At 68.6% G+C, this 20,697-nt stretch carries 14 protein-coding genes; 9 read left to right on the forward strand and 5 right to left on the reverse strand.

Going from position 1 to position 20,697, the window contains the following annotated elements:
* Positions 1–10 precede the first annotated feature (10 nt).
* The 6 genes from OG876_RS25345 (at position 11) to OG876_RS25370 (ending at position 9,068) form a co-directional block, all read left to right on the forward strand.
* A complete protein-coding gene (locus tag OG876_RS25345) occupies positions 11–2,734 on the forward strand; it encodes an alpha-L-rhamnosidase (protein ID WP_328519126.1) in 2,724 nt (907 codons plus the stop codon).
* Between the two features lie 127 nt (positions 2,735–2,861).
* Complete coding sequence (locus tag OG876_RS25350; RefSeq protein ID WP_328519127.1) at positions 2,862–4,367, forward strand: MFS transporter; 1,506 nt, start codon at positions 2,862–2,864, stop codon at positions 4,365–4,367.
* A gap of 207 nt (positions 4,368–4,574) precedes the next feature.
* Positions 4,575–6,035 carry an APC family permease gene (locus tag OG876_RS25355; protein ID WP_328519128.1) on the forward strand — a complete coding sequence of 487 codons (1,461 nt, stop codon included), beginning with the start codon at positions 4,575–4,577 and terminating at the stop codon, positions 6,033–6,035.
* Positions 6,032–6,478, forward strand: coding sequence for a hypothetical protein (locus OG876_RS25360; protein WP_328519129.1), 447 nt, complete (start codon positions 6,032–6,034; stop codon positions 6,476–6,478). Before OG876_RS25355 ends, OG876_RS25360 begins: the two co-directional genes overlap by 4 nt.
* A gap of 1 nt (position 6,479) precedes the next feature.
* Positions 6,480–7,829: a dipeptidase gene (locus OG876_RS25365; RefSeq protein WP_328519130.1), complete on the forward strand. Its 1,350-nt coding sequence runs from the start codon at positions 6,480–6,482 to the stop codon at positions 7,827–7,829.
* A gap of 15 nt (positions 7,830–7,844) precedes the next feature.
* Positions 7,845–9,068 (forward strand): threonine/serine ThrE exporter family protein, encoded by a 1,224-nt coding sequence (locus OG876_RS25370; protein WP_328519131.1) that lies wholly within the window; start codon positions 7,845–7,847, stop codon positions 9,066–9,068.
* A gap of 29 nt (positions 9,069–9,097) precedes the next feature.
* Here the strand turns inward: OG876_RS25370 and OG876_RS25375 are convergent, their stop codons facing one another.
* Positions 9,098–10,405, reverse strand: a complete 1,308-nt coding sequence (locus OG876_RS25375) for a threonine/serine ThrE exporter family protein (protein WP_328519132.1) — start codon at positions 10,403–10,405, stop codon at positions 9,098–9,100.
* Between the two features lie 165 nt (positions 10,406–10,570).
* Here OG876_RS25375 and OG876_RS25380 point away from each other — a divergent pair, with 165 nt between their 5' ends.
* On the forward strand, positions 10,571–11,425 hold the full coding sequence (locus OG876_RS25380; protein WP_328519133.1) for an alpha/beta fold hydrolase: 855 nt from the start codon (positions 10,571–10,573) through the stop codon (positions 11,423–11,425).
* On the opposite strand, the gene OG876_RS25385 is transcribed toward OG876_RS25380, so the two are convergent.
* Positions 11,422–12,444 (reverse strand): LacI family DNA-binding transcriptional regulator, encoded by a 1,023-nt coding sequence (locus OG876_RS25385; RefSeq protein ID WP_328519134.1) that lies wholly within the window; start codon positions 12,442–12,444, stop codon positions 11,422–11,424. The two genes, OG876_RS25380 and OG876_RS25385, sit on opposite strands and share 4 nt — an antisense overlap.
* 193 nt (positions 12,445–12,637) lie before the next feature.
* Between OG876_RS25385 and OG876_RS25390 the strand changes: the two genes are divergently transcribed.
* Positions 12,638–15,094: a pectinesterase family protein gene (locus OG876_RS25390; protein ID WP_328519135.1), complete on the forward strand. Its 2,457-nt coding sequence runs from the start codon at positions 12,638–12,640 to the stop codon at positions 15,092–15,094.
* Positions 15,095–15,135: 41 nt separating this feature from the next.
* A complete protein-coding gene (locus OG876_RS25395; protein WP_328519136.1) occupies positions 15,136–16,326 on the forward strand; it encodes a hypothetical protein in 1,191 nt (396 codons plus the stop codon).
* A 1-nt stretch (position 16,327) separates the two neighbouring features.
* On the opposite strand, the gene OG876_RS25400 is transcribed toward OG876_RS25395, so the two are convergent.
* From OG876_RS25400 to OG876_RS25410, 3 genes are read right to left on the reverse strand one after another with little or no spacing between them, the layout of a single operon-like run.
* Positions 16,328–17,614, reverse strand: a complete 1,287-nt coding sequence (locus OG876_RS25400; protein ID WP_328519137.1) for a glycoside hydrolase family 28 protein — start codon at positions 17,612–17,614, stop codon at positions 16,328–16,330.
* Positions 17,611–19,035, reverse strand: coding sequence for a glycoside hydrolase family 28 protein (locus OG876_RS25405; protein WP_328519138.1), 1,425 nt, complete (start codon positions 19,033–19,035; stop codon positions 17,611–17,613). The genes OG876_RS25400 and OG876_RS25405 overlap by 4 nt, the downstream gene beginning before the upstream one ends.
* A 10-nt stretch (positions 19,036–19,045) precedes the next feature.
* Positions 19,046–20,437 carry a glycoside hydrolase family 28 protein gene (locus OG876_RS25410; protein ID WP_328519139.1) on the reverse strand — a complete coding sequence of 464 codons (1,392 nt, stop codon included), beginning with the start codon at positions 20,435–20,437 and terminating at the stop codon, positions 19,046–19,048.
* Between the last annotated feature and the right edge of the window lie 260 nt (positions 20,438–20,697).

Below are 20,697 nucleotides of genomic sequence, written 5' to 3' on the forward strand. Positions count from 1 at the left end.
AGTGGTCCTGGTGACAACTGGCTGGGTGCTGACCGATCCACCGAGCGTTCCGGCGCTGACGCCGTACGACCTGCGTTGTGAGCACCGGGTGAACCCACTCGGCATCGGGACCGCCCGACCGCGGCTGAGCTGGCGCCTCGCGTCACCGGTGCGTGGAGATCGGCAGGAGGCGTTCCGAGTCCGCTTGGCGCGCAACGGCGTACAGGTGTGGGACAGCGGGTGGCGATCCGAGCAGCAGACGTACGTCGACCACGGTGGTGCACCGCTGACGTCGCAGACTGACTACGTGTGGCGGCTGGAGGTCCGGGACTCGGCGGGGCAGCACGCCGAGGCGTCGGCGACGTTTGCCACCGGCATCTTCCATGCGGAGGAGTGGGAGGTGCACTGGATCGAGCACGACTACGAGACCGATCCGTACTTCGAGCCGCCGGTCGACCGCGCGGAGCCGAGGACGGTGCGTCAGGCAACGATCGCCGCACCGCGCTACTACCGGCGATCCTTCGAGCTTCCGCAACCGGTGGTCCGGGCTCGCGTCTACGCGACAGCCCACGGCCTCTATCAACTGAGCGCCAACGGCCAACGGGTTGGCACCGACGAGCTGACACCGGGCTGGACGGACTACCGCGAGCGCCTCGCGTACCAGACGTACGACGTCACGCACCTGCTGCACGAGGGGGAGAACGTACTCGGCGCAGTGCTCGGTGAGGGCTGGTGGTCCGGATATGTCGGCTGGGACACCCGCAGCCACGCGCACCACTACGGCAAGAAGCCGCAACTGCTCGCTCAACTCGTGGTCGACCATCCAGATGGATCGCGCACAGTGGTCGCGACCGACGGGCGCTGGGTGGAACGGGTCGGACCGCTCAGGTTCGCCGATCTGTTGATGGGGGAGTCGTACGACGCCCGGCTCGAGCTCGGCGAATGGTCCAGTCCCGGGTACGACGCCACGGACTGGGCGCCGGCCGGAGACATGGGCGCCGACCTGTCGACTCTGATCGCGGCGCCCACCGAGCCGGTCCGGGTGACCGAGGATCTGCCGGCCGTCGGAGTCACACCGCGTGGCCCCGGTCGGTTCATCGTCGATCTCGGTCAGAACATCGCAGGCCGGGTCCGACTGCGCATCCGCAACGCATCCGCCGGCGATCGGATCCGCCTGCGACACGGCGAGATGCTGGAGTCCGACGGCGAGCTCTACACCGCCAACCTCCGCACCGCCGACGCGACCGACTACTTCGTCAGCGCCGGCGCCGCCGAGGAGTTCTTCGAGCCGATCTTCACCGTGCACGGCTTCCGGTATGTCGAGGTCGACGGCTACCCGGGTGAGTTGACGGTTGACGATGTGACCGGCCGGGCACTGCACTCCGACACCCCGGTCGCCGGACGGTTCGAGTGCTCGGACCCCGGCGTCAATCAACTGCTGAGCAACATCCACTGGGGTCAGCGCGGCAACTTCGTCAGCGTTCCGACCGACTGCCCGCAGCGCGACGAGCGGCTGGGCTGGACGGCGGATGCGCAGATCTTCTTGCCGACCGCTGCGTACCAGGCCGACGTACTGACGTTCTTCGACAACTGGCTCGGCGACCTGGCGGTGGCGCAGACCGATGAGGGCGCGATACCGGACGTCATCCCGCACGTCATCACCGGCCGGCACGGCACACCGGCGTGGGCCGACGCGGCGACCATCGTCCCGTGGACGCTCTACCGCATGTACGGCGACGAACGCGTCCTGCGGTCCGCATGGCCGGCGATGCGCCGCTGGGTCGACTACGTGCACCGCGCCAACCCGGATCTGATCTGGCGGAACCGCACCAGCGGGCACTACGGCGACTGGCTACAGGTCGGCGTACGCACCGACCGGGACGTCCTCGCCACGGCGTACTTCGCTCGCAGTGCCGAGTTCACCGCCGCGACCGCCCTCGTCCTCGGTCTCGAGGACGAAGCGGCGGCGTACGGCGAACTGCGGGGGCGGATCGCGGATGCGTTCGTGACGGAGTTCGTCGATGCCGAGGGCAAGGTTCGCGGTGACACGCAGACCGGATACCTGTTGCCGCTGGCGTTCGGGCTGCTCCCGGACGAGGCCGAGCAGGCGGCGGTGAAGCACCTGGTCGCGGATCTGGAGCGTCGTGGCCGATCCCTGACCACGGGCTTCGCCGGAGTCGCGTTGCTCTGCCCGATCTTGACACGGTATGGGCACGCCGACCTGGCCTATGAGCTCTTGCACGACGACCGGTATCCGTCCTGGGGCTACTCGATCAAGCACGGCGCGACGACGATCTGGGAGCGCTGGGACGGCTGGACCGAGCAGAACGGCTTCGGCCCCGTCGCGATGAACTCCTTCAACCACTACTCCCTCGGCTCGGTCGGCGAATGGCTGTACGCCGACGTCGCCGGCATCAGCCAGTCCCCGGACTCGATCGCGTTCCAGCACCTGGTGATCCGCCCCCGCCCAGGCGGCCGCCTGACCTGGGCCCAGGCCTCCTACAACACCCCCACCGGCCAAGTCTCAACCCACTGGAAGCTGTTGGACGACGAGATCCAGCTGGACGTGGTCGTGCCCCCGGGCGCGGTCGCAACCATCCACGTCCCAACCGCCCACCCAGACTCGGTCCGCGAGTCCGGCGTGGAGTTGGCTGGGGCTTCTCCAGTCGATGTGGACGTGGTGGGCCGTGCCGACAACGAACTGGTCTGCCGGGTCGGATCGGGCCGGTACACCTTCACGGCCCGGGCGCTCTAACACGGGCTTATCGGATCACCTGTAAACCCCGGGCTCGTCCGCAGCGGGTGAGGCTGCCGAGGGGCACCCCGCCTACCGTTGGTTCGGGCTCGATCGGCCTCGGCCCGGTCACGGGAAGGAAGAGGGTATGAGCGACGCCGTGCAGGTCAAGAGCCGGGCGGGTGGGGTGCTCGCGGCAACGTGCATCTCGACGCTCGTGGTGAATGCGAACACCTCGGCGGTCAGCATTCTCCTTCCCGCCATCTCGGACGACACCGGCACTTCGGTCGAGACGCTGCAGTGGGCGGTGACCGGCTACTCACTCGTCGGTGCCGCCGTGATCGTCACCTCGGGCTCGCTGGGTGACGTCTTCGGCCGCAGGCGGATCTTCCAGCTCGGCCTCCTGCTGTTCGTCGCGTCGTGCGTGCTGATCGCGCTCGCCGGGTCCGGCGGGATGGTGATCGCCGGACGTGTCATCCAAGGTGCGGCCGGGGCAACCATTCTCGCGTGCGGCCTGAGCCTGCTGACGGTCGCCAACGAGGGCGCCGCGCAACTGCGGGCGGTGTCGCTGTGGGGCGCGGCGGCGGCCGTCGGCGCGGCCGCCGGTCCGTTGCTGGGCGGCGTGCTCGTCGAGGTCAGCGGGTGGCAGGGGCTGTTCTGGATCGACGCCGGAGTGGCGGTGCTCTGCATGCTGCTGACCGCGGCGACGGTGAGCGAGTCGAGGGACCCGGATCGGCCGAGGACGATCGACTACGCCGGCACCGTGCTCATCGCGCTGACGCTGACGCCGCTCATCCTCGGGGTCACCAAGAGCAGCGACTGGGGATGGATCTCCTGGGGCACCCTGGGTTGCTTCGCGATCTCGATCGCGGCCGGATACGCGTTCATCGCCGTCGAGGGGCGGGTCGCCGTACCGCTGCTGGACCTCTCGCTGTTGCGCAACCGCGTCCTGGTGGGCTCGACCATCGCGATTCTCATCGGTGCGGGCACGATCAACGGGCTGATGTACCTGCTCAGCCTGTACTTCCAGGATCCGGCCGCCCTGGACTTCAGCCCGCTCCAGGCCGGCGTGGCGACGTTGCCGGCGACCGTCGGTCTCGTCGTCGTGGCGCCCTTCGTACCGCGGCTGGCGGCGAAGTTCGGAGGCCGGCAGACCATCGGCGCCGGCTTCGCCCTCACCACGCTCGGATTCGTCATCGTGGGCTTCGTGGGCGCTTCGTGGACGTACGCCGCGTTCGTGCTGCCGCTGGTTGCTATCGCCGTGGGTATGGGAATGTCCAACGGCCCGTCGTCGTCGGCGGCGACGGCGTCGGTACCGGAGAAGCAGGTCGGCGGCGCCTCCGGTGTCTCCAATATGGCCCGGTACGTCGGAGCCGCGGTGGCCACCGCTCTGGCCGCCACCATCTACGGCACGGTGATCGGCAACCAGACCGCCGACGGCAAGTCGCAGGGTGATGCTCTGGCCTCGGGCCTGGCCGCGGCCTCCTGGATGATGGCGATCTTCAGCTTCATCGGCGTTCTGATGGTGTTCGTGATCGGCCGGCACCGCATGGCGACCGGCACGTTGAACGACGCCGCCGCGGCAGCGGCCGCCCACACCCACACCCTGCCAACCTCGGCGACAGCCCGGCGAGCCGGCCCAGAACAAGGCTGAAGGCGAAGCCTGTATCCGGGAGGATCCATCGGAGCCGGCTCATCAGGGCGGCTGTCGGGGTGACGTGCCGTCGACCCGGAGGTCATCCTCCGCGGATGAGGCTCGGGAAGCTAGGCCGGTTCCAGACTGTCATCGGTGGCCTACTTACTGGGGCCCGCTGCGGAGGCTCTCTCTCATGGATGTACGAGTTCTACCTCGAGGAATGTCATGAGCGCAGCTGAGGTACCGGCCGACGGCACGGAAGCCGTTGCCGCTGGACGCACACGCGCCAGCACCCAGTGGATCTCGTGGGTTGCGCTGGCGATGATGACGACGAGTTCGGTGGCCAGCCTCAGGGCGGCGCCGACGATGGCGGTCTACGGCCTGGCGTGCGTCTTCCTCTACCTGCTACCCGCCGTCGTGTTCCTGCTGCCCACGTCACTGGTGTCCGCGGAACTGGCGTCCGGCTGGAACGGCGGCGTCTACCACTGGGTGTCCGAGGGCATCTCGAAGCCGATGGGCTTCTTGGCTGTGTGGTGCCAGTTCGCGATGACGATCTTCTACTATCCAAGCCTGCTGGGGTTCGTGGCGAGCACCCTCGCGTACGTGTTCAACCCAGAGCTGGCCACAAGTGGTGTGTGGACCGCGGCGGTCATCATCGTCGTCTACTGGTCCGGCGTCTGGGTCTCCTCGCGCGGCACCAAGGGCGTGGCCGGCCTGGCCAGCGGCGGTCTGATCATCGGGACGTTGATCCCGGGCGTCGTCCTGGTCACCCTCGGCATCGTCTTCCTTGGCCAGGGCAACCCCTCGGCCGCACCGATGACCGCCGACAACATCTTCCCGGCCTGGGCCGGCCTGTCGAGCCTCGTGCTCATCGTCAACAACTTCCTGTCCTACTCCGGCATGGAGATGAACGCCGTCCACGTGTCGTCGCTGAAGAAGCCGGCCAAGGAGTTCCCGAAGTCGATCTTCCTCGCGATGGGCCTGGTGCTGGCGATCTTCATCCTGCCCGCGCTGGCGATCAGCTGGATCGTCCCCGCCAAGGAGCTCTCGCTCACCGCCGGTGTCATGCAGGCCTTCGACGCGGTCTTCGCGAACTTCGGCTGGCAATGGCTGACGCCGATCGTCGGGATCATGCTGGTCACCGCATCCGTGGCCGGAATGCTGACCTGGCTGGCCGGACCCTCCAAGGGCCTGCTGCTGATCTCCCGCCAGGAGGGCTACCTCCCGCCGTACCTCCAGCGCCTGAACAAGAACGGCGTCCAGCAGAACATCCTGGTCGTCCAGGGCCTCCTCACCACCCTGATCGGCCTCGCGTACGCGTTCATCCCGGACGTGTCGAGCGCGTACTGGATCTTCTCGGTGATCACCACCCAGGTCTACCTGATCATGTACCTGCTGATGTTCGTCGCCGCGGTCCAGCTGCGCCGCAAGGACCCGGACCACGCCCGTGGCTACCGGGCACCGATGCTGGTCGGCCTGTGCGGCGTCGGGTTCGCCGCGTCGCTCGCCGCGCTGCTGGTCGGATTCATTCCTCCGTCGCAGTTCGAGTCCGGTAACCCCTGGGTGTACCTCCTGATCGTCGGCGGCGGCGCGCTGGGTCTCGGCCTGCTCGTGCCGTTCCTGTTCTACCGGCTGCGCAAACCCTCCTGGAAGCAGCCTGAGCCCGAGGCGGTGACTCCGTCATGACCACACCGGTCGAAACCCAGCCCGCACGCGAACGCTCGTGGATCTACATCACTGCCTGTGTCATCCTCGGCGTCCTGCTGATCGTGGGGCTGCTCACCTTCCGCTCCCAGAAGCAGACCAACGAGGCCAGCCAGAAGGCCGACAAGCTGATCGCCGCGCTCGCGGCGACCGGATCCCGCACCCCTGACAAGGACCAGATCGTGCGCGTGCTCGGGACCGACGGAGGCGCGACCTGCGAGGACCCGAACAACGCGCTGGGCCGGGCCGTGCTGTTCACCCAACTCGCCAACGGCGCCGCGGGCCCGGGGGCCAGGCCGGTCATCGTCGACAGCCGGGCGCTCAAGGGCCAGCTACTGATCATCCAGATCTACTGTCCCAACGAGCTGAACGACTTCCAGAGGTTCGTCGACGACCTCAAGACCGACGACGTGCTGGGCGACTGACATGGAGGACCTGCGGCAGCGCATCGCGGACCTGATGCCGATGGCACGCGACGAGCTCGCCGAACTCGTCGCACTGCGATCGGTGGCCGATCCCCGCCAGTACCCCGCCGCGGAGTGCGAGCGCACCGCCCAGTGGGTGCTGGAGAGGTTCGCGGACATCGGATTCACCGACGCCCATCTCGAAGAGACCGCGGACGGCAGCATGGCGGTCGTCGGATCCAGGAAGTGCACCCAGGCGGGCGCTCCCACCGTGCTCCTCTACGCCCACTACGACGTACAACCCCCGCTCGACGACGCCGCCTGGCACACGCCTCCGTTCGAGCTGACCGAGGTCGACGGCCGCTGGTACGGCCGCGGGGCCGCCGACTGCAAAGGCAACATCGTCATGCACCTGGCCGCTCTGCGGGCACTCGGAGACGAAGTCCCGGTGGACCTGAGGCTGGTCGTCGAGGGTTCCGAGGAGCAGGGCACCGGTGGTCTCGAGGCATTCGTCCCCGAGCACGCCGACCTCCTCCGTGCCGATGCGATCCTCGTCTGCGACACCGGCAACGCCGCGGTCGGCCACCCGGCGGCCACCGTGAGCCTGCGCGGCATGGTCAACGTCGTCGTCACCGTCGAGGCCCTCGCATCAGAGATCCACTCCGGGATGTTCGGCGGCGCCGCCCCCGATGCCCTCGCCGCCCTGGTGGCGATGCTGTCCTCGCTGCGTGACGGGGAGGGAAACACCACCATCACGGGGCTGGACAACACCCGCACCTGGTCGGGCGCGCCGTACCCGCCCGAGCAGTTCGCCGCGGACGCCGGGGTCCTGGACGGAGTCTCGCTGCTCGGCGACGGCAGCGTGTCCGACATGCTGTGGGCCAGGCCGGCGGTGACCATCCTGGGTATCGACTGCCCACCGGTGGTCGGCTCGGCTGCCGCCGTGGTCCCCAGGACCTCGGCACGGCTGAACCTGCGCATCCCGCCCGGCATAGCACCCGAGGTCGCGCAGCGTGCCCTCATCGAGCACCTGAACGCTGCCGCTCCGTGGGGGGTGCATGTCACGGTCGAGGTCGAGGCGAGCGGTGCTCCGTTCGAGGCATCCACCGACGGCCCGGCATACCGGGCGATGGCCAAGGCCATGCAGGAGGCCTACGGCCAACCGATGACAAGTCTCGGACAGGGAGGATCGATTCCCCTGTGCAACGTGTTCGAGGAGACCTACCCCGACGCCGAGCTCATCCTGATCGGAGTCGAGGAACCCTTGGCCCTCATCCACGCCCCCAACGAAAGCGTGGACCCGACCGAGATCGAAGCCATGGCCCTGACCGAGGCACTCTTCCTTCGGCACTACGCCTCCCTGAACAGCTGAGACGTCGGCGGCTCCGTGACCGGCTTCGACGTCGTGGTCCGCGTCGCCCGGCTCGCCCTGGCGTCCAGTGCCGAGGGCGTCGAGACGCTGGAGGATTCGGTCACCAAGGCGGCCTCGGCGTACGGCCTCGACGTCGACCTGGTGGTCCTTCCCGAGCAGATCCTGCTCACCGAGCGGTCGTCCAGGGAGGTCGGACGGGCGGCGGTGGTGAGGGCGACCCCCGGCATCTTCCGGCTCGACCAGGTGGCCGCCATCAAGCGCTTTCTCGTCCAGGTGCAGCGACAGCCGATGGACCCCGACGAGGCGTGCCGTCGTCTCGACGCGATCGCGCAGTCGAAGCCCCGTTGGCCCGCGTGGGCGCGGATCCTCGGGGTCGCGCTGTTCGCGGCGGGGTTCGCCCCGAGCGTGGTGGCGACCTGGAGCGAGGCGGGCGCGGCCGCCATCCTGGGGCTGGTCATGGGCGCGCTCGTCATCCTCTCCGCCGGGCGTCCCCTCGAAGGGCTGCTCCCGTTCTTCGGCGCCTTCATCGTCACCACGCTCGGCCTCACCGTGATGTCGGGCCTCGCCCAGACGACGGGCGTGACGCTCATGGTGCTGCCGGCCCTGTTCATCGTGGTCCCAGGCGACACTCTGTCCGCCGCCGCCGAGGAACTCCTGGGCGGCCGCCTCACCGCCGGCGCGGTGCGCCTCGTGTTCGGGTTCCTCACCCTCGGCCTGATCGTGATCGGCATCGTCGCGGCAACCGGTGTCACCGGCAACGGAGCCGCTCTCGCCGAGAAACTGCCCCCGCCGGAGCTTTCCTTCGTCGTCGTCCTGGCCGGGTGGGTGGTGTTCTCCGTGGGCCTGGTGCTCGCGTTCAACGCCGAACCCGGAGTGCTCGTCTGGTTGGTGCCGGGCGTGATCGGCACGTTCCTGCTCCAGCAGGGAGTGACCCGTCTCGCGGGCGCGGTCATCGGCACGCTCGTGGCCGGTACCGTGCTCGGTGCCTGCGGCAACCTGGTAGGCGCCCACCCTCAACGGCCGCCGCGCCTGATTCTGTTGCTGGGCGGGTTCTTCGTCCTCACCGTGGGCGGGGTCGGCGTCCGCGGCGCGACCGCCCTCCTCGGCGGGGACATCGTGACCGGGCTGCAGAACCTGTCGGACTTCGCCCTCCAGGTCCCGACCGTCGCCCTGGCGATCGCTGCCGGCGTCATCGTCAGCGACCGTTGGGTACGCCACAACCGCTCCCAGGTGGCCTGACCTGTTCGACCTTTGCCCGGGGCTGCGGGCTAGGTGTCCTTGTCGGCGCGGCGTCGCAACGGGCCGACCATGTGTGGGCCGGCGAGCCGGGTCTCCAATCGGCGCGCCTCACGCTTGAGCGGCTGCGCGAGGTACTGACCGAGGATCACGCCGGCCGCGAGCGCGAGCGCGGTGGCGAGCGCGGCGGCCAACTCGAGGACGCCGTCCTTACCCTCCGCGAAGAGGGCGAGCCCCCGGTAGATGTCGAGTCCCGGCAGGAGCGGCACGATCGCAGGGACCACCACGACGAGCGGCGGGACCCGGAACCGCCCGGCCACGAGGTAGCAGACCGCGCCGATGGTGACGGCAGCAACCGCCGAACCCCAGGTCCGGCCGACCTCCGACCTGTCGACGGCCAGCAGAACCCCCTGTCCGAGCGCCGCAACCAGGGCCACCGCTATCAGGGAGCGCAGCGGTGCGTACGACGCGAACGCGAAGGCCGCGGCGGCCAGGGCGGCGCCGAACACGGTGACCCCGACCTCCGCCGGGCTGGCCGCGCCTGGTGTGAAGGTGGTCAGGCCCACGCCGAGCATGTCGCCGACAGTGAGCCCGGCACCCACCCCGGCGATGATGCCCGCCGTGTTCAGCACGGCATCGATCAACCGGGCGCTGGCCGTGACCGGGAAGCCGGTCAGCGCGTCCTGGGTGGCACCCATGATGCCGACTCCCGCCAGGAGCATGACGATCCCCGTTGTGACGACGCGAGACGGGTCCACCGCGAGCTTCGTGGCCGAGGCGATCACCGCTACGAGCGTGGCCACGAAACCCCCCGCCGCCTGCTGGTAGAACGCCGGGATGCGGTGCAGGGGCAACAACAACTGGGTCCCGTCGATCGCGCAGGCCGCCAGGAACGCGAGCAGGCACACGACCGGGCCGCCGCCCAGAGTGAGCGCGATGCCGGTTCCCATCACGCCCCAGCCGATGGTCACCGCCCAGCGGCGTCGGTGGTGCCCGGTGGACACGATCCGGGCGACCTGGTCACGCGCCTCGCCCCGGGTGACAGCTCCGGCGACGAGGCTGTTCACCGTCTCGTTGACCTCGATGAGGTTCGCGTAGTCGACCGGGCGCCGGGTCACCCGGCGAACCTGAATGGCGGCCGGCTCGTCACTGGTGGGTTGGTGGCGCAGCGTCAGGTCTACGAAGGTCACGTCCGCGGTCACGTGGCGCACCCCGCACGCCTGGGTCACCGCCAGCATGGTGGCCGCCACATCAGCCGCTCCGGCCCCGGACGTCAGAAGGACCTCGCCGATCCGCAACGCCAGATCGAGCGTTTCGTAGATCTCGCGTCGCTCCGTCATGTCCCTGTCCGATCACGGCACCCCAGGTCAGGCCACGCACGCTCGGCGCAAGACCGACGACTCTTGCCAGGTAGCCATCGTCGAAGCCCCGGACCCCCGCGTCATCGTCCGGCATGGGTGAAGTGGGCCTGGACAAGGATGTGAACCGCGTGGTTCACTTTCTGTGTGAGTGACCTGTGGACCGCGGAGCTGTCGTCAGGAATTGTGGAGTATGTCGACACCGGCGGCGACGGGCCGGTCGTCGTGTTCCTGCACGGCTTGCTGATGGATCGAACGCTGTGGGACGAGGTGATCCCGAGCCTGTCCGCACGGTTCCGCTGCATCGCGCCGACCCTGCCACTCGGGGCACACAGGCACCCGCTGACGAACCAAGGAGGTCTCTCGCTCGACGGACTGGCCGCCACGGTGGTCGAACTGCTCGACCGCCTGGGCCTCGATCGAGTCACGCTCGTCGGCAACGACACCGGCGGTGCTCTCGCACAGGTCGTCGTCCGCCACTACCCCGACCGCATCGACAGACTGGTCCTCGCATCATGTGAGGCCTTCGACAACTTCCCACCAGGTCTGACCGGCCGCACGATCGTCACCGCCGGCCGACTCCCACCTGCTTTGTTCGGCGTCTTCATGCAGCAGTTGCGCTTGCGCGTCGTACGACGTTCGCCCATAGCGTTCGGCTGGTTGACCCAACGCGGCGACCCGGTCGTCCGAGGCTGGCTCGACCCGGTTCTCCACGACGCCGCCGTACGCCGAGACGCCGTACAGCTCCTGCGATCACTGGCCAAAGCCCGCCCCACCCTGGCGGCGGCATCTGAGAACCTGGCGAAGTTCGACCGTCCGGCCCTGGTCATCTGGGCCGCCGACGACAAGGTCATGCCGCCAGACCACGGACGCCGATTAGCAGACCTACTTCCGCAGGGCCGGCTCACAGTCATCCCGAACAGCTACACGCTCCTGCCTCTCGACCAGCCCATCGAATTCGCCAACGCAGTCGAAGCATTCCTCTGCCAACCCGCGTCCTAAGAGCTTCGAGGGCGGCGGCGTGGGGGACGGGAGGTGGAGGCTCGGAGTACTAGTTCGCCGGAGAGATGGGTGGTGGTGGGTGAGGGGTTGGGGGTGAAGCGAGCCCAGGCTTGGCGGCCTAGTTCTACTGTCGAGACGGCGTACGTCGTGAGGCCGGGGTCGGTGTGGGCGCTCATCGGGGCGTTGTCGATGCCGGCTACCGAGATGTCGTCGGGGACCGAGATGCCGAGTTCGCGGAGGCGGCTCAGGACGCCTACGGCTACGTGGTCGTTGAAGGCGATCAGAGCAGTTGGCTTGTGTTTGAGTGCCTCGTCGACGGCCGCATGCCCGTCGCAGAGGGATGAGCCGCAGGGGATGCGGATGACGGTCAGCCCAGCGGCCTCGGGTGCACGGAAGCCGCGTTGTCGTTGCTGGTCGGACCAGGCGGCCGTCGGCCCTTCCAGGTAGGCGATCCGCTGGTGGCCGAGCGACATGAGGTGTTCGCACAAGGCGCGTACGCCGAGGTGATAGTCGACGACCACGGAGCCCACCGAGGGGTGACGCAGTACCCGATTGATCAGCACCAGCCGGCGGGCCGCCTCCGCGACCTCCCTGAGCCGGGACGTGCTCATGCGTGGTGCACACAGCAGCACGCCGTCGACCCAGCGGGCGAGTTCGAGCGCGGACCGGTACTCCTGCTCCGGATCCTCCTCGGTGCCGGCGACCAGCGTGTGGTGGTCGTCGGCGGCCGCCTCGGCCGCGATGCCCTTCAGTATCTCCGCGAAGTAGGGGTTACCGAGGTCGGGCACCACGACGCCGATGGTCCGGCTGCTGCCGCGGAGAAGCGTTTGCGCCGCCGGGTTCGGCTGGTAGCCGACCTCCTGGGCGGCTGCGCGGACCCGCTCGGCGACCTGCGGCGAGACCGGTTTGCCGCCGCTCAGCACGCGGGACACCGTCGCCGTCGACACCTCGGCGAGGCGGGCGACGTCGTGGATCGTGGCACGGACGGTCGTCGCACGGTCCCTGGTCGGCTTTCTCACCGGATCATTGGACCACGTCCGCGCCGCGATCGCTGTCAGCGCAGTGATGTAAACCTTTTCCCATTTCGCCGAACTTCCGCACGGCAAGGTCTTGACGTGGCCGCGCCACGCTGCGACGGTAGCCGAGGAAAAGGATTACCCGCCCACCGCCCCGGGCACTCTGCCACGGCGGTCCGTGCGAGGAGAGACCACCGTGAGAAACCGCCTGTCCAGCCTGTTCTTCGCAGTTGTCCTCGTTGCCTGTGCGCTCACCTCCGCAGGTACGGCGACCTCGGCGACCGCCGCGGCGAACCCGGCGACGTTCGGCCCGTTCGACCCGCGGATCGAGTTGGACGGGCACTGGGGGCGAGACGACGACGTGGCGATCACGGTGAACTCCGGGTCCTCGCTCCGCTTCCGCTTCACCGGCGACCACCTAGGCGCCTGGTTCGACACCGCCTCGATCACGAACCCGGCCCAGCTGTACGTCGTGATCGACAGCGGAGATCCCGTCCTGGTCAAGGTCGACGAGGACCACAAGATCTTCGCCGAGAACCTCGACCCCAAGGTCGCGCACACCGCCGAGATCCTGGTCAAGGACGTCGACGAGTACGCCAACCGCTGGACCACGCCGCTCCAGTCCGGCATCGTCCTCGAGAAGATCGAGCTCGCGCCCGCCGCCCAGTTGATCCCACTGCCGACGACCGCCGAGCATCGCATCGAGTTCTACGGCGACTCGATCACCCAGGGCGTGATGGCGCTCTGTCCGGAGCTCGGCAGCGACTGCGCCGACGGCACCAAGAGCTACCCGCACCTCGTCGGCGAGGCGTTCGGCGCGGACACGAACCAAGTCGGCTTCGGCAAGCAGGGCATCCTGCAGCCCGGCCACGGCAACGTCGGCACCGCGGCCGAGTCCTTCGGCTGGGACCTGGCCGGCTTCCCGGCCGCACTTTCCGACCCGGGCGTCGTCGTGGTCAACTTCGGCACGAACGACGCGTCGTACTCGAGCGCCGAGTTCACTCCGGCGTACCTCGCCTACCTCAGCAAGATCAGGGCAGCTGACCCGGAGACCCTGATCGTTGCCCTCCGCCCCTTCAACGGCACGCACGCAGCGGACATCAAGGCCGCGGTCGCCGCCGCGAAGGACCGGAAGATCGTGTACGTCGATACCACCGGATGGCTGGGGCCGGACGACTTCAACGGCAGCACGCATCCCAGCGTCAAGGGTCACCAGGTCACCGCTGCCAAGCTGACCGCGGTCCTCGAACACCTCACTGGCTGGCACTCCACGCACCCGGGGGACACGGCCGCCGCGAAGCTGTCGCCACACGCTACGGCAGATGCCACCTGCTCGGACACCACGCTGACGATGACCTTCAACGGGCCGGTCCGGCTCGGTGTGCGCGGCAAGCTGCAGATCCACCGGGCCGGCGGCGAGGTCGTCGACACGATCGACCTCGCGGACCTCACGTCGTACCAGCGCTTCATCGGCGGAGCGCGCTCGGACTTCGGCGAGCTGCACACGTGGACCTACCAGCCGGTGGTCGTCGACGGCCGGACCGTCTCGATCCATCCACATGAGCGGCTGGCGCCCGGGCAGGTGTACTACGTCACGGTCGATCCCGGGTTCGTGGTCGGGAATCCGGGGATCGGCACCTGGAGGCTCCGGACCAAACAGGACCCGAGGACGGACAGCAGGCTGAATGTCGGCCCGGGCGAGGACTTCTGCACGGTCCAGGGCGCGATCGACTTCGTTGCGGTGGGCCACAAGGCACGCATCGACGTGGCACCGGGCCTCTACCGGGAGCTCGTCTACGTGCCGCAGACGAAGCCGGGGATCACGGTCGTCGGCGCGGGTGCCGGCCGCACGGTCATCGGCTACCCGAACAACAACCTGCTGAACGGCGACTACGCGATGGCGAACGTCCCGATCGAGCAGGCGTACTGCCCGCGGCGCGTGCTGGACCAGCCGGACCGCTTCAACTGCTGGCGGTCCGCGATGGGCGTCGACGCCGACGACTTCACGCTGGCGGACGTGACCGTGCAGAACCTGACGCCGTACCGCGGCTCGCAGGCCGAGGCGTTCCGTGGCAACGGCAACCGGATCGTCCTCGCGCGGGTCCGGATCCTCGGGTACCAGGACAGCCTGCGGTTGCAGGGCCAGGCCTTCGTGACCGGCAGCTACGTCGAGGGCGACGTGGACTTCGTCTGGGGGACCGGCGGCGTCTTCGTCCAGGATTCGGAGCTGAAGGCGTTGCACGAGGGCTACTACAACCAGGTCCGCAACAGCGACAACGGTCCCGGCAACATCTTCGTCCGGGTCCGGCTGACCCGTGGGCCCGAGGCGCCCGACGACAGCGTGTTCCTCGGGCGGGTCGAGCTGAGCCGCTTCCCGACCAGCCAGGTGGTCTTCATCGACTCGGCGATGGACGGCCACGTGAAGCAGGCCGGCTGGCAGATCACGAGCCCCAACGACTGCGCGGCCGCCGGGCAGGTCCGGTTCTGGGAGTACCACAGCACCGATCTCGCCGGCCGCCCGCTCGACACCAGTGCCCGACTGGCGTGCTCCCGCCAACTCAGCGACGACGAGGCGGCGCGGTTGCGCGACCCGTCCGCGGTGTTCGGCGGCTGGCACCCGGTTGTCCCCGCCCCGAAAGGTGAACAAGGATGAGCCCAGTCAACCGTAGAACCGTTCTCGGAGGAGCTCTCGCCGTGACCGCAACCACCGCGACCGGCTGGCCCGCGACCGCCGCTGCCGGCACGCCCGCTGCCGGCACGGCCCCGGCGGGCCGGGTGCCGCCGCGCCCGGTCGCGCCGGTGAACGCGGAGATCGCCGCCGCGCACAGTGCGGCGTACAAGACCCTGCCCGAGGTGGTCGTCGGCGTCGACGTCGAGGACCTGATGAAGATCCACACCGCCGCCGACGCGGATGCCCTGCGCCCGCAGCTCGTCGCGCAGGTCTGGAAGGACACCGGCGTGCTCCCGACCGGTCTCCCGACGGTACGACGTGATGTCGGTGTCCCGGCCGAGTTGCCACCATTCACCGGCGTACGGCGCTACGACCGGCTCGAGGTGGAGATGCCCTTCGGGTACGTCGCCTCCGTGTTCGTACTCGAGCCCGCCCAGAGCAACCACCGCCGGGTCGCGTTCTACCACAACGGCCACGGCGAACCACTCGACACGATGCAGCGGGTCGCCCAAGGGCTCCTCGACCACGGCTACACGGTCCTGCTGTTCGCGATGCCCTTCTACCACTGGAACCCGAAGACCCTGCAGGATCCGGCGGACCCGTCGGTCATGCAACAGCCGTCGCACAACGACCTCCCGCAGTGGGAGTCCGCCGCGTACTCACCGCTCGCCCTGTTCCTCGAGCCCCTCGCGGTGGCGATGAACCACGTCCAGGCGACATACCGGCCGCCGTCGGTGCAGATGGTCGGCCTGTCCGGCGGTGGTTGGGCGACGACGATCTACCCGGCGCTCGACCCGCGGATCACCCGGTCTTACCCGACCGCCGGCTCGTTGCCGTTCTTCGTCCGGCCCGGCTCACCGAAGCCCAGCCCGACGCGGGGTGACTGGGAGCAGCGGCAGGACATGCAGCCCGGGTTCTACGGCCTGGCCGACTTCCCGGACCTCTACGCGCTGGCTGCGACCGGGCCGCATCGACGGCAGCTCCAGATCCTCAACCGCTTCGACGAGTGCTGCTTCAACGGCGTCGGCCACCGCTCCTACGAGGCCGCGGTCCGGCAGCGGATCGCCGTGATCGGGACAGATGCCGTCAGCAACGAGTCGAACGGGCATTGGGAGCTGCTCGAGGATGCCACCCACGGCGAGCACACGATCAGCCCCTATGCGCTGTCCGTCATCCTGTGGGACCTCGACATCCACTGCGCCCACCTGCCCTGAGTCAACGGAGCTGGTGTACGTCCGTGATCGGGTGCCCGTTGACGGTCACCCGATCGAAGCTCAGCGCGGCGTACTGGACCGTGCTGGGCGCGTCGACGGTGAAGCTGCAGTCGATCAGGCGGAAGTCCTCGATCGGCGAGCGGCGGTAGCCGCGGAGCATCAGCGCGTTCCGGGCGTGCTGCACGGTGACACCGCGCAGCTCGACGTTCCGGACGTACGGCGTGAGTGGGCCGGTGTCACCCTCGCCGCGGAAGAAGTTGCACTGGACAACCTCCTTGGCCAGGTTGGAGATCGAGAGATCACGAAGGTAGACGTTCTCCGCGAAGCCGCCCCGGATCGAGTTGGTCTTGATGTACAGACCGAAGTACAGCGACGGCCCGCCGATCACGCAGTCGCGGACGAACACGTTCCGGATGCCGCCGGTCAGGTCCGAGCCGAGCGTGATCGCGCCGTACTTGACCCGCAGCACGCACTGCTCGATCAGGATGTCCTCCGACGGTACGTTCACCCGCAGCCCGTCCGCCTCCCGGCCGGACTTGATCGCGATGCAGTCGTCGCCGGCGTCGATCGTGCAGCCGCGGATCAGCACCGATCGGCAGGACTCCAGGTCGATGCCGTCGTTGTTCGGTCCCTGCGAGTCGATCACCACGTCCCGCACGGTCACATTCCGGCACAGGACCGGATGGACCTGCCAGAACGGCGACCGCACGATTGTCACACCTTCGATCAGGACGTTGGTGCAGTCGTACGGCTGGACGAAACTCGAGCGCAAGTGATACCCATCGCCGTACACCCGCTCCGCCAGGGGTACGCCGAAACACGCTTGCTGCCGGAGTTGCGCGAAGTCCTCGTCACACTCGTGGAACCAGCCCCACCAGCTGTCCCAGCCCGCCTGACCGTCGAGCGTGCCCGACCCGGTGACGGCGACGTCGGTGCATCCGTTCGCGTAGATCAGCGGTGAGTAGTTGTAGACCTCAAGGCCTTCATAGCGCGTCTCGACGACAGGCAGGTAGTCCGACGGATCGGTGTTGAAGAGCAGGGTCGCACCCTCGGACACGTGCAGATTGACGTGCGACCTCAGGTGGATCGCCCCGGTCTGCCAGGTCCCCGGTGGTACGACGACTCTGCCGCCGCCGGACTGGTGACACGCGCGGATCGCGCGGGCGATCCCCTCCGTGGCGTCGGTCGCGGTCGCGCCGTACGTCGTGATCGGAAAGTCGCGATCGGGAAAGACCGGTGGTCGGACGTCGGCCCGGATGCGGTCGGCGTCCGACCAGCCGGCCGTCACAGCAGCTGCGCCGGATCGGTGATCCGCGGGCCATTGACGGTGAAGTTGCGGAACGACATGTCGACGTCCTGGATCTCGCTGACGTCGTCGATGCTGGTGAAAGTGCAGTCGATCAGCCGGAAGTCCTGGATCGGTGAGCGCGGGTAGCCGAACATCGAGAACGCGTTGCGGGCATGGCCGACGGTGATGTTGCGCAGTTCGACGTTGCGCACCCGCGGCGTCAACGGCCCGGTGTCGCCCTCGCTGCGGTAGAAGTTGCAGGAGACGACCTCCTTGGTGAGATTCGAGATCTGCAGGTTGTCCAGGTAGATGTTCTCGGCGTAGCCGCCGCGGACCGAGTTGGTCTTGATGTAGAGGCCGAAGTACAGGTTCGGGCTGCCGATCGTGCAGTTGCGGACGAACACGTTGCGCACGCCGCCGGTCATCTCGCTGCCGATCGTGATCGCGCCGTACCGGATGTTCAGCGTGCAGTTCTCGATCAGGATGTTCTCCGACGGCACGTTGACCCGCAGGCCGTCGGCGCCGCGGCCGGACTTGATCGCGATGCAGTCGTCGCCGCAGTCGAGCGTGCAGTCCTGGATCACGACGTACTGCGAGCTCTCCGGGTCGATGCCGTCGTTGTTCGGGCCGCGGCTGTCGACGTGGACGCCGCGCACGGTGATGTTGCGCGACAGCACCGGGTGGATCTCCCAGAACGGCGACCGGAGGATCGTCACGTCCTCGATCAGCACGTTGCGGCAGGACTGTGTCTCGATGAAGGCCGCCCGCAGGAAGTGGCCGGCGCCGAACACGCGATCCTGCACCGGTACGCCGTCCTCCGCCATTTGCTGCAGTGCCTGAGCGTCGGGGCTGGACGGACCGACCCAGGACCACCAGGTCTCCCAGGTCGCCCCGCCGTCGAGGGTGCCCTTGCCGGTGACGGCGATGTTCTCGCAGTCGCGGGCGTAGATCAGCGGCGAGTAGTTCATGCACTCGGCACCCTCGAAGCGGGTCAGCACGACCGGGAGATACTGCGCCGGGTCGGTGCTGAACAGCAACGTCGCGCCCTCGGACACGTGCAGGTTCACGTTCGACTGGAGGTGGATCGCGCCGGTGCTGAAGGTCCCGGCCGGTACGACGACCCGCCCACCGCCATCCCGGTGACATGCCTCGATTGCCGCCGCGATGGCTGCGGTGGCGTCCGTGGCGCTGTCCGCGACAGCACCGAACGAGGTGATCACGAAGTCACGCGGGCGGAAGTGTGGTGGCCGAGTGTTCTGCAGGATCTTGCCGACCTGTCCCCAGCCCGGACCCGGGTCGTCAGGTGCGGTCGCAGGCAGGTCGGCGCCGAGAGCAGGTCCGGCGACGAGGCCGGCGGCGGTCGGGGCGAGGGCTGCTCCGGCGCCGAGCCGGAGGAAGTTCTTGCGGCTGAGCTTGTCCATGCAGACTCCTTCAGTTGTCGGCGCGGGCGCCGTTGATCCAGACCTGGTCCAGCCGGAGACCGTCGACGTACTGGATCGAGTTGTCCTCTTCCATCGCGTCGAAGCGGCACTGGTGCAATCGGATGTCGCGGAGCGGATCGTCAGGGAGGCCGAGCAGGTTCAGCGCGCGCGGCGCCGCGGCCGCGGTCAGCTGGCTGATCGTGATGCCGTGGACGCCCGGCGGGTAGGCGCCGGTGGTGACGTTCGCGTAGTTGAGCACGATCTCGATCACCGAGTCCGCGGCCTGACCGACGGTCACCCGGCGTACGTCGAGGTTCGCGATCGTGCCGCCGCGGTCGGGGTTGCTCTTGATCCGGATCGCACGCTCGAGATTCGGGCTGCTCATCGTGCAGTCGCGGACGAAGATGTCCATGACGCCGCCGGTGGTCTCGCTGCCGGCCGTCACGCCGCCGTTCCCGTCGGCCATCTCGCAGTCGCGGACGACGGCGTACCGGGTCGGCACGTTCACCCGGCGGCCGTCGGCGTCCTTGCCGGCCTTGAACGCGATGCAGTCGTCGCCGGTGGAGATCGTGCAGCGCTCGATCAGGACGTCGGTGCAGGACTCGGGGTCGATGCCGTCGTTGTTCGGACCGTGCGGGCTGTCGACGGTGACGCCGCGGATGGTGACGTTGCGGCACAGCACCGGGTGGATGTTCCACATCGGGGAGTCCTTGACGGTGATGCCGTCGAGCAGGACGTTCTCGCAGCGGTTGAACTGGAGCAGGTTCGGCCGCAGGTAGTGACCGGCGCCGAACATCCGCTCCTCGACCGGCACGCCGTCGGCCGCCAGCTGGATCAGCAGGGTCTTGTCCGGCGACTCGTTCGGCGGTGGCCCGCTGGTCCAGTCCCACCAATGGTCGGCGTCGGCCCGGCCGTCGAGCACGCCGCTGCCGGTGACGGCGATGTCGCGTTGTCCGTAGGCATAGACGAAGGGGGAGTAGTTGTAGCACTCGGTCCCTTCGTAGCGCGTGGGGACTGCCGGCAGATACGCGGCGGGATCCTGACTGAACGCGAGCCTGGCGCCTGCGGCCAGCTGCAGGTCGACCCCACTCAGCAGGTGGACGGCGCCGGTCCGGTAGTCACCCGCCGGTACGACGACATGGCCGCCGCCGCGCCGGTGACACGTCTCGATCGCCGCCCGGATCGCCGCCGTACAGTCGGTCGCGTCGTCACCGACCGCGCCGAAGCCGGTCACGTCGTACCAGCGGTCGGGGAAGTGCGGCGGCTTGATCCGCCGCAGGATCGCGGCGACCTGCGCGTCGGCGGAAGGACGGCCTGCGGCGGCCGGGGCGGTACCGCCGCTGACGATCGCGAGAGCTCCACCGGCGAGCAGGAGGGTACGGCGGCGAACTGGGGCGGACATGCGCGGCCTCCTCGAATGCAAACGATTGCAACCGATCGTGCCCGGGGCCGGCCGAGGTGTCAACGGCTGGCGCGGACGAACTCTTGACCGGCTCGGGATCTGCTGGATACTTGCGAGGCAAAGGTTTACCTGCTCACTGGATCGGAAGGTGCCCGCCCATGCATCCCACTCGCCGTCAGGTGCTGCGACTCGGAGCCGGTGGACTAGTTGCTGCAGGCACCGGACTTCCGACGGCGGCGGCCGCCGCGGGAGGTGAGGGC

The sequence above is a fragment of the Kribbella sp. NBC_00359 genome (genome assembly GCF_036097425.1).
Taxonomy (GTDB): Bacteria; Actinomycetota; Actinomycetes; order Propionibacteriales; family Kribbellaceae; genus Kribbella.

What these genes read in the sequence shown, in the direction of transcription:
- OG876_RS25410 (WP_328519139.1), bottom strand. Translation starts at nt 20,437, where the DNA reads ATGTCCGCCCCAGTTCGCCGCCGTACCCTCCTGCTCGCCGGTGGAGCT.
- OG876_RS25350 (WP_328519127.1), top strand. Translation starts at nt 2,862, where the DNA reads ATGAGCGACGCCGTGCAGGTCAAGAGCCGGGCGGGTGGGGTGCTCGCG.
- OG876_RS25365 (WP_328519130.1), top strand. Translation starts at nt 6,480, where the DNA reads ATGGAGGACCTGCGGCAGCGCATCGCGGACCTGATGCCGATGGCACGC.
- OG876_RS25375 (WP_328519132.1), bottom strand. Translation starts at nt 10,405, where the DNA reads ATGACGGAGCGACGCGAGATCTACGAAACGCTCGATCTGGCGTTGCGG.
- OG876_RS25405 (WP_328519138.1), bottom strand. Translation starts at nt 19,035, where the DNA reads ATGGACAAGCTCAGCCGCAAGAACTTCCTCCGGCTCGGCGCCGGAGCA.
- OG876_RS25355 (WP_328519128.1), top strand. Translation starts at nt 4,575, where the DNA reads ATGAGCGCAGCTGAGGTACCGGCCGACGGCACGGAAGCCGTTGCCGCT.
- OG876_RS25360 (WP_328519129.1), top strand. Translation starts at nt 6,032, where the DNA reads ATGACCACACCGGTCGAAACCCAGCCCGCACGCGAACGCTCGTGGATC.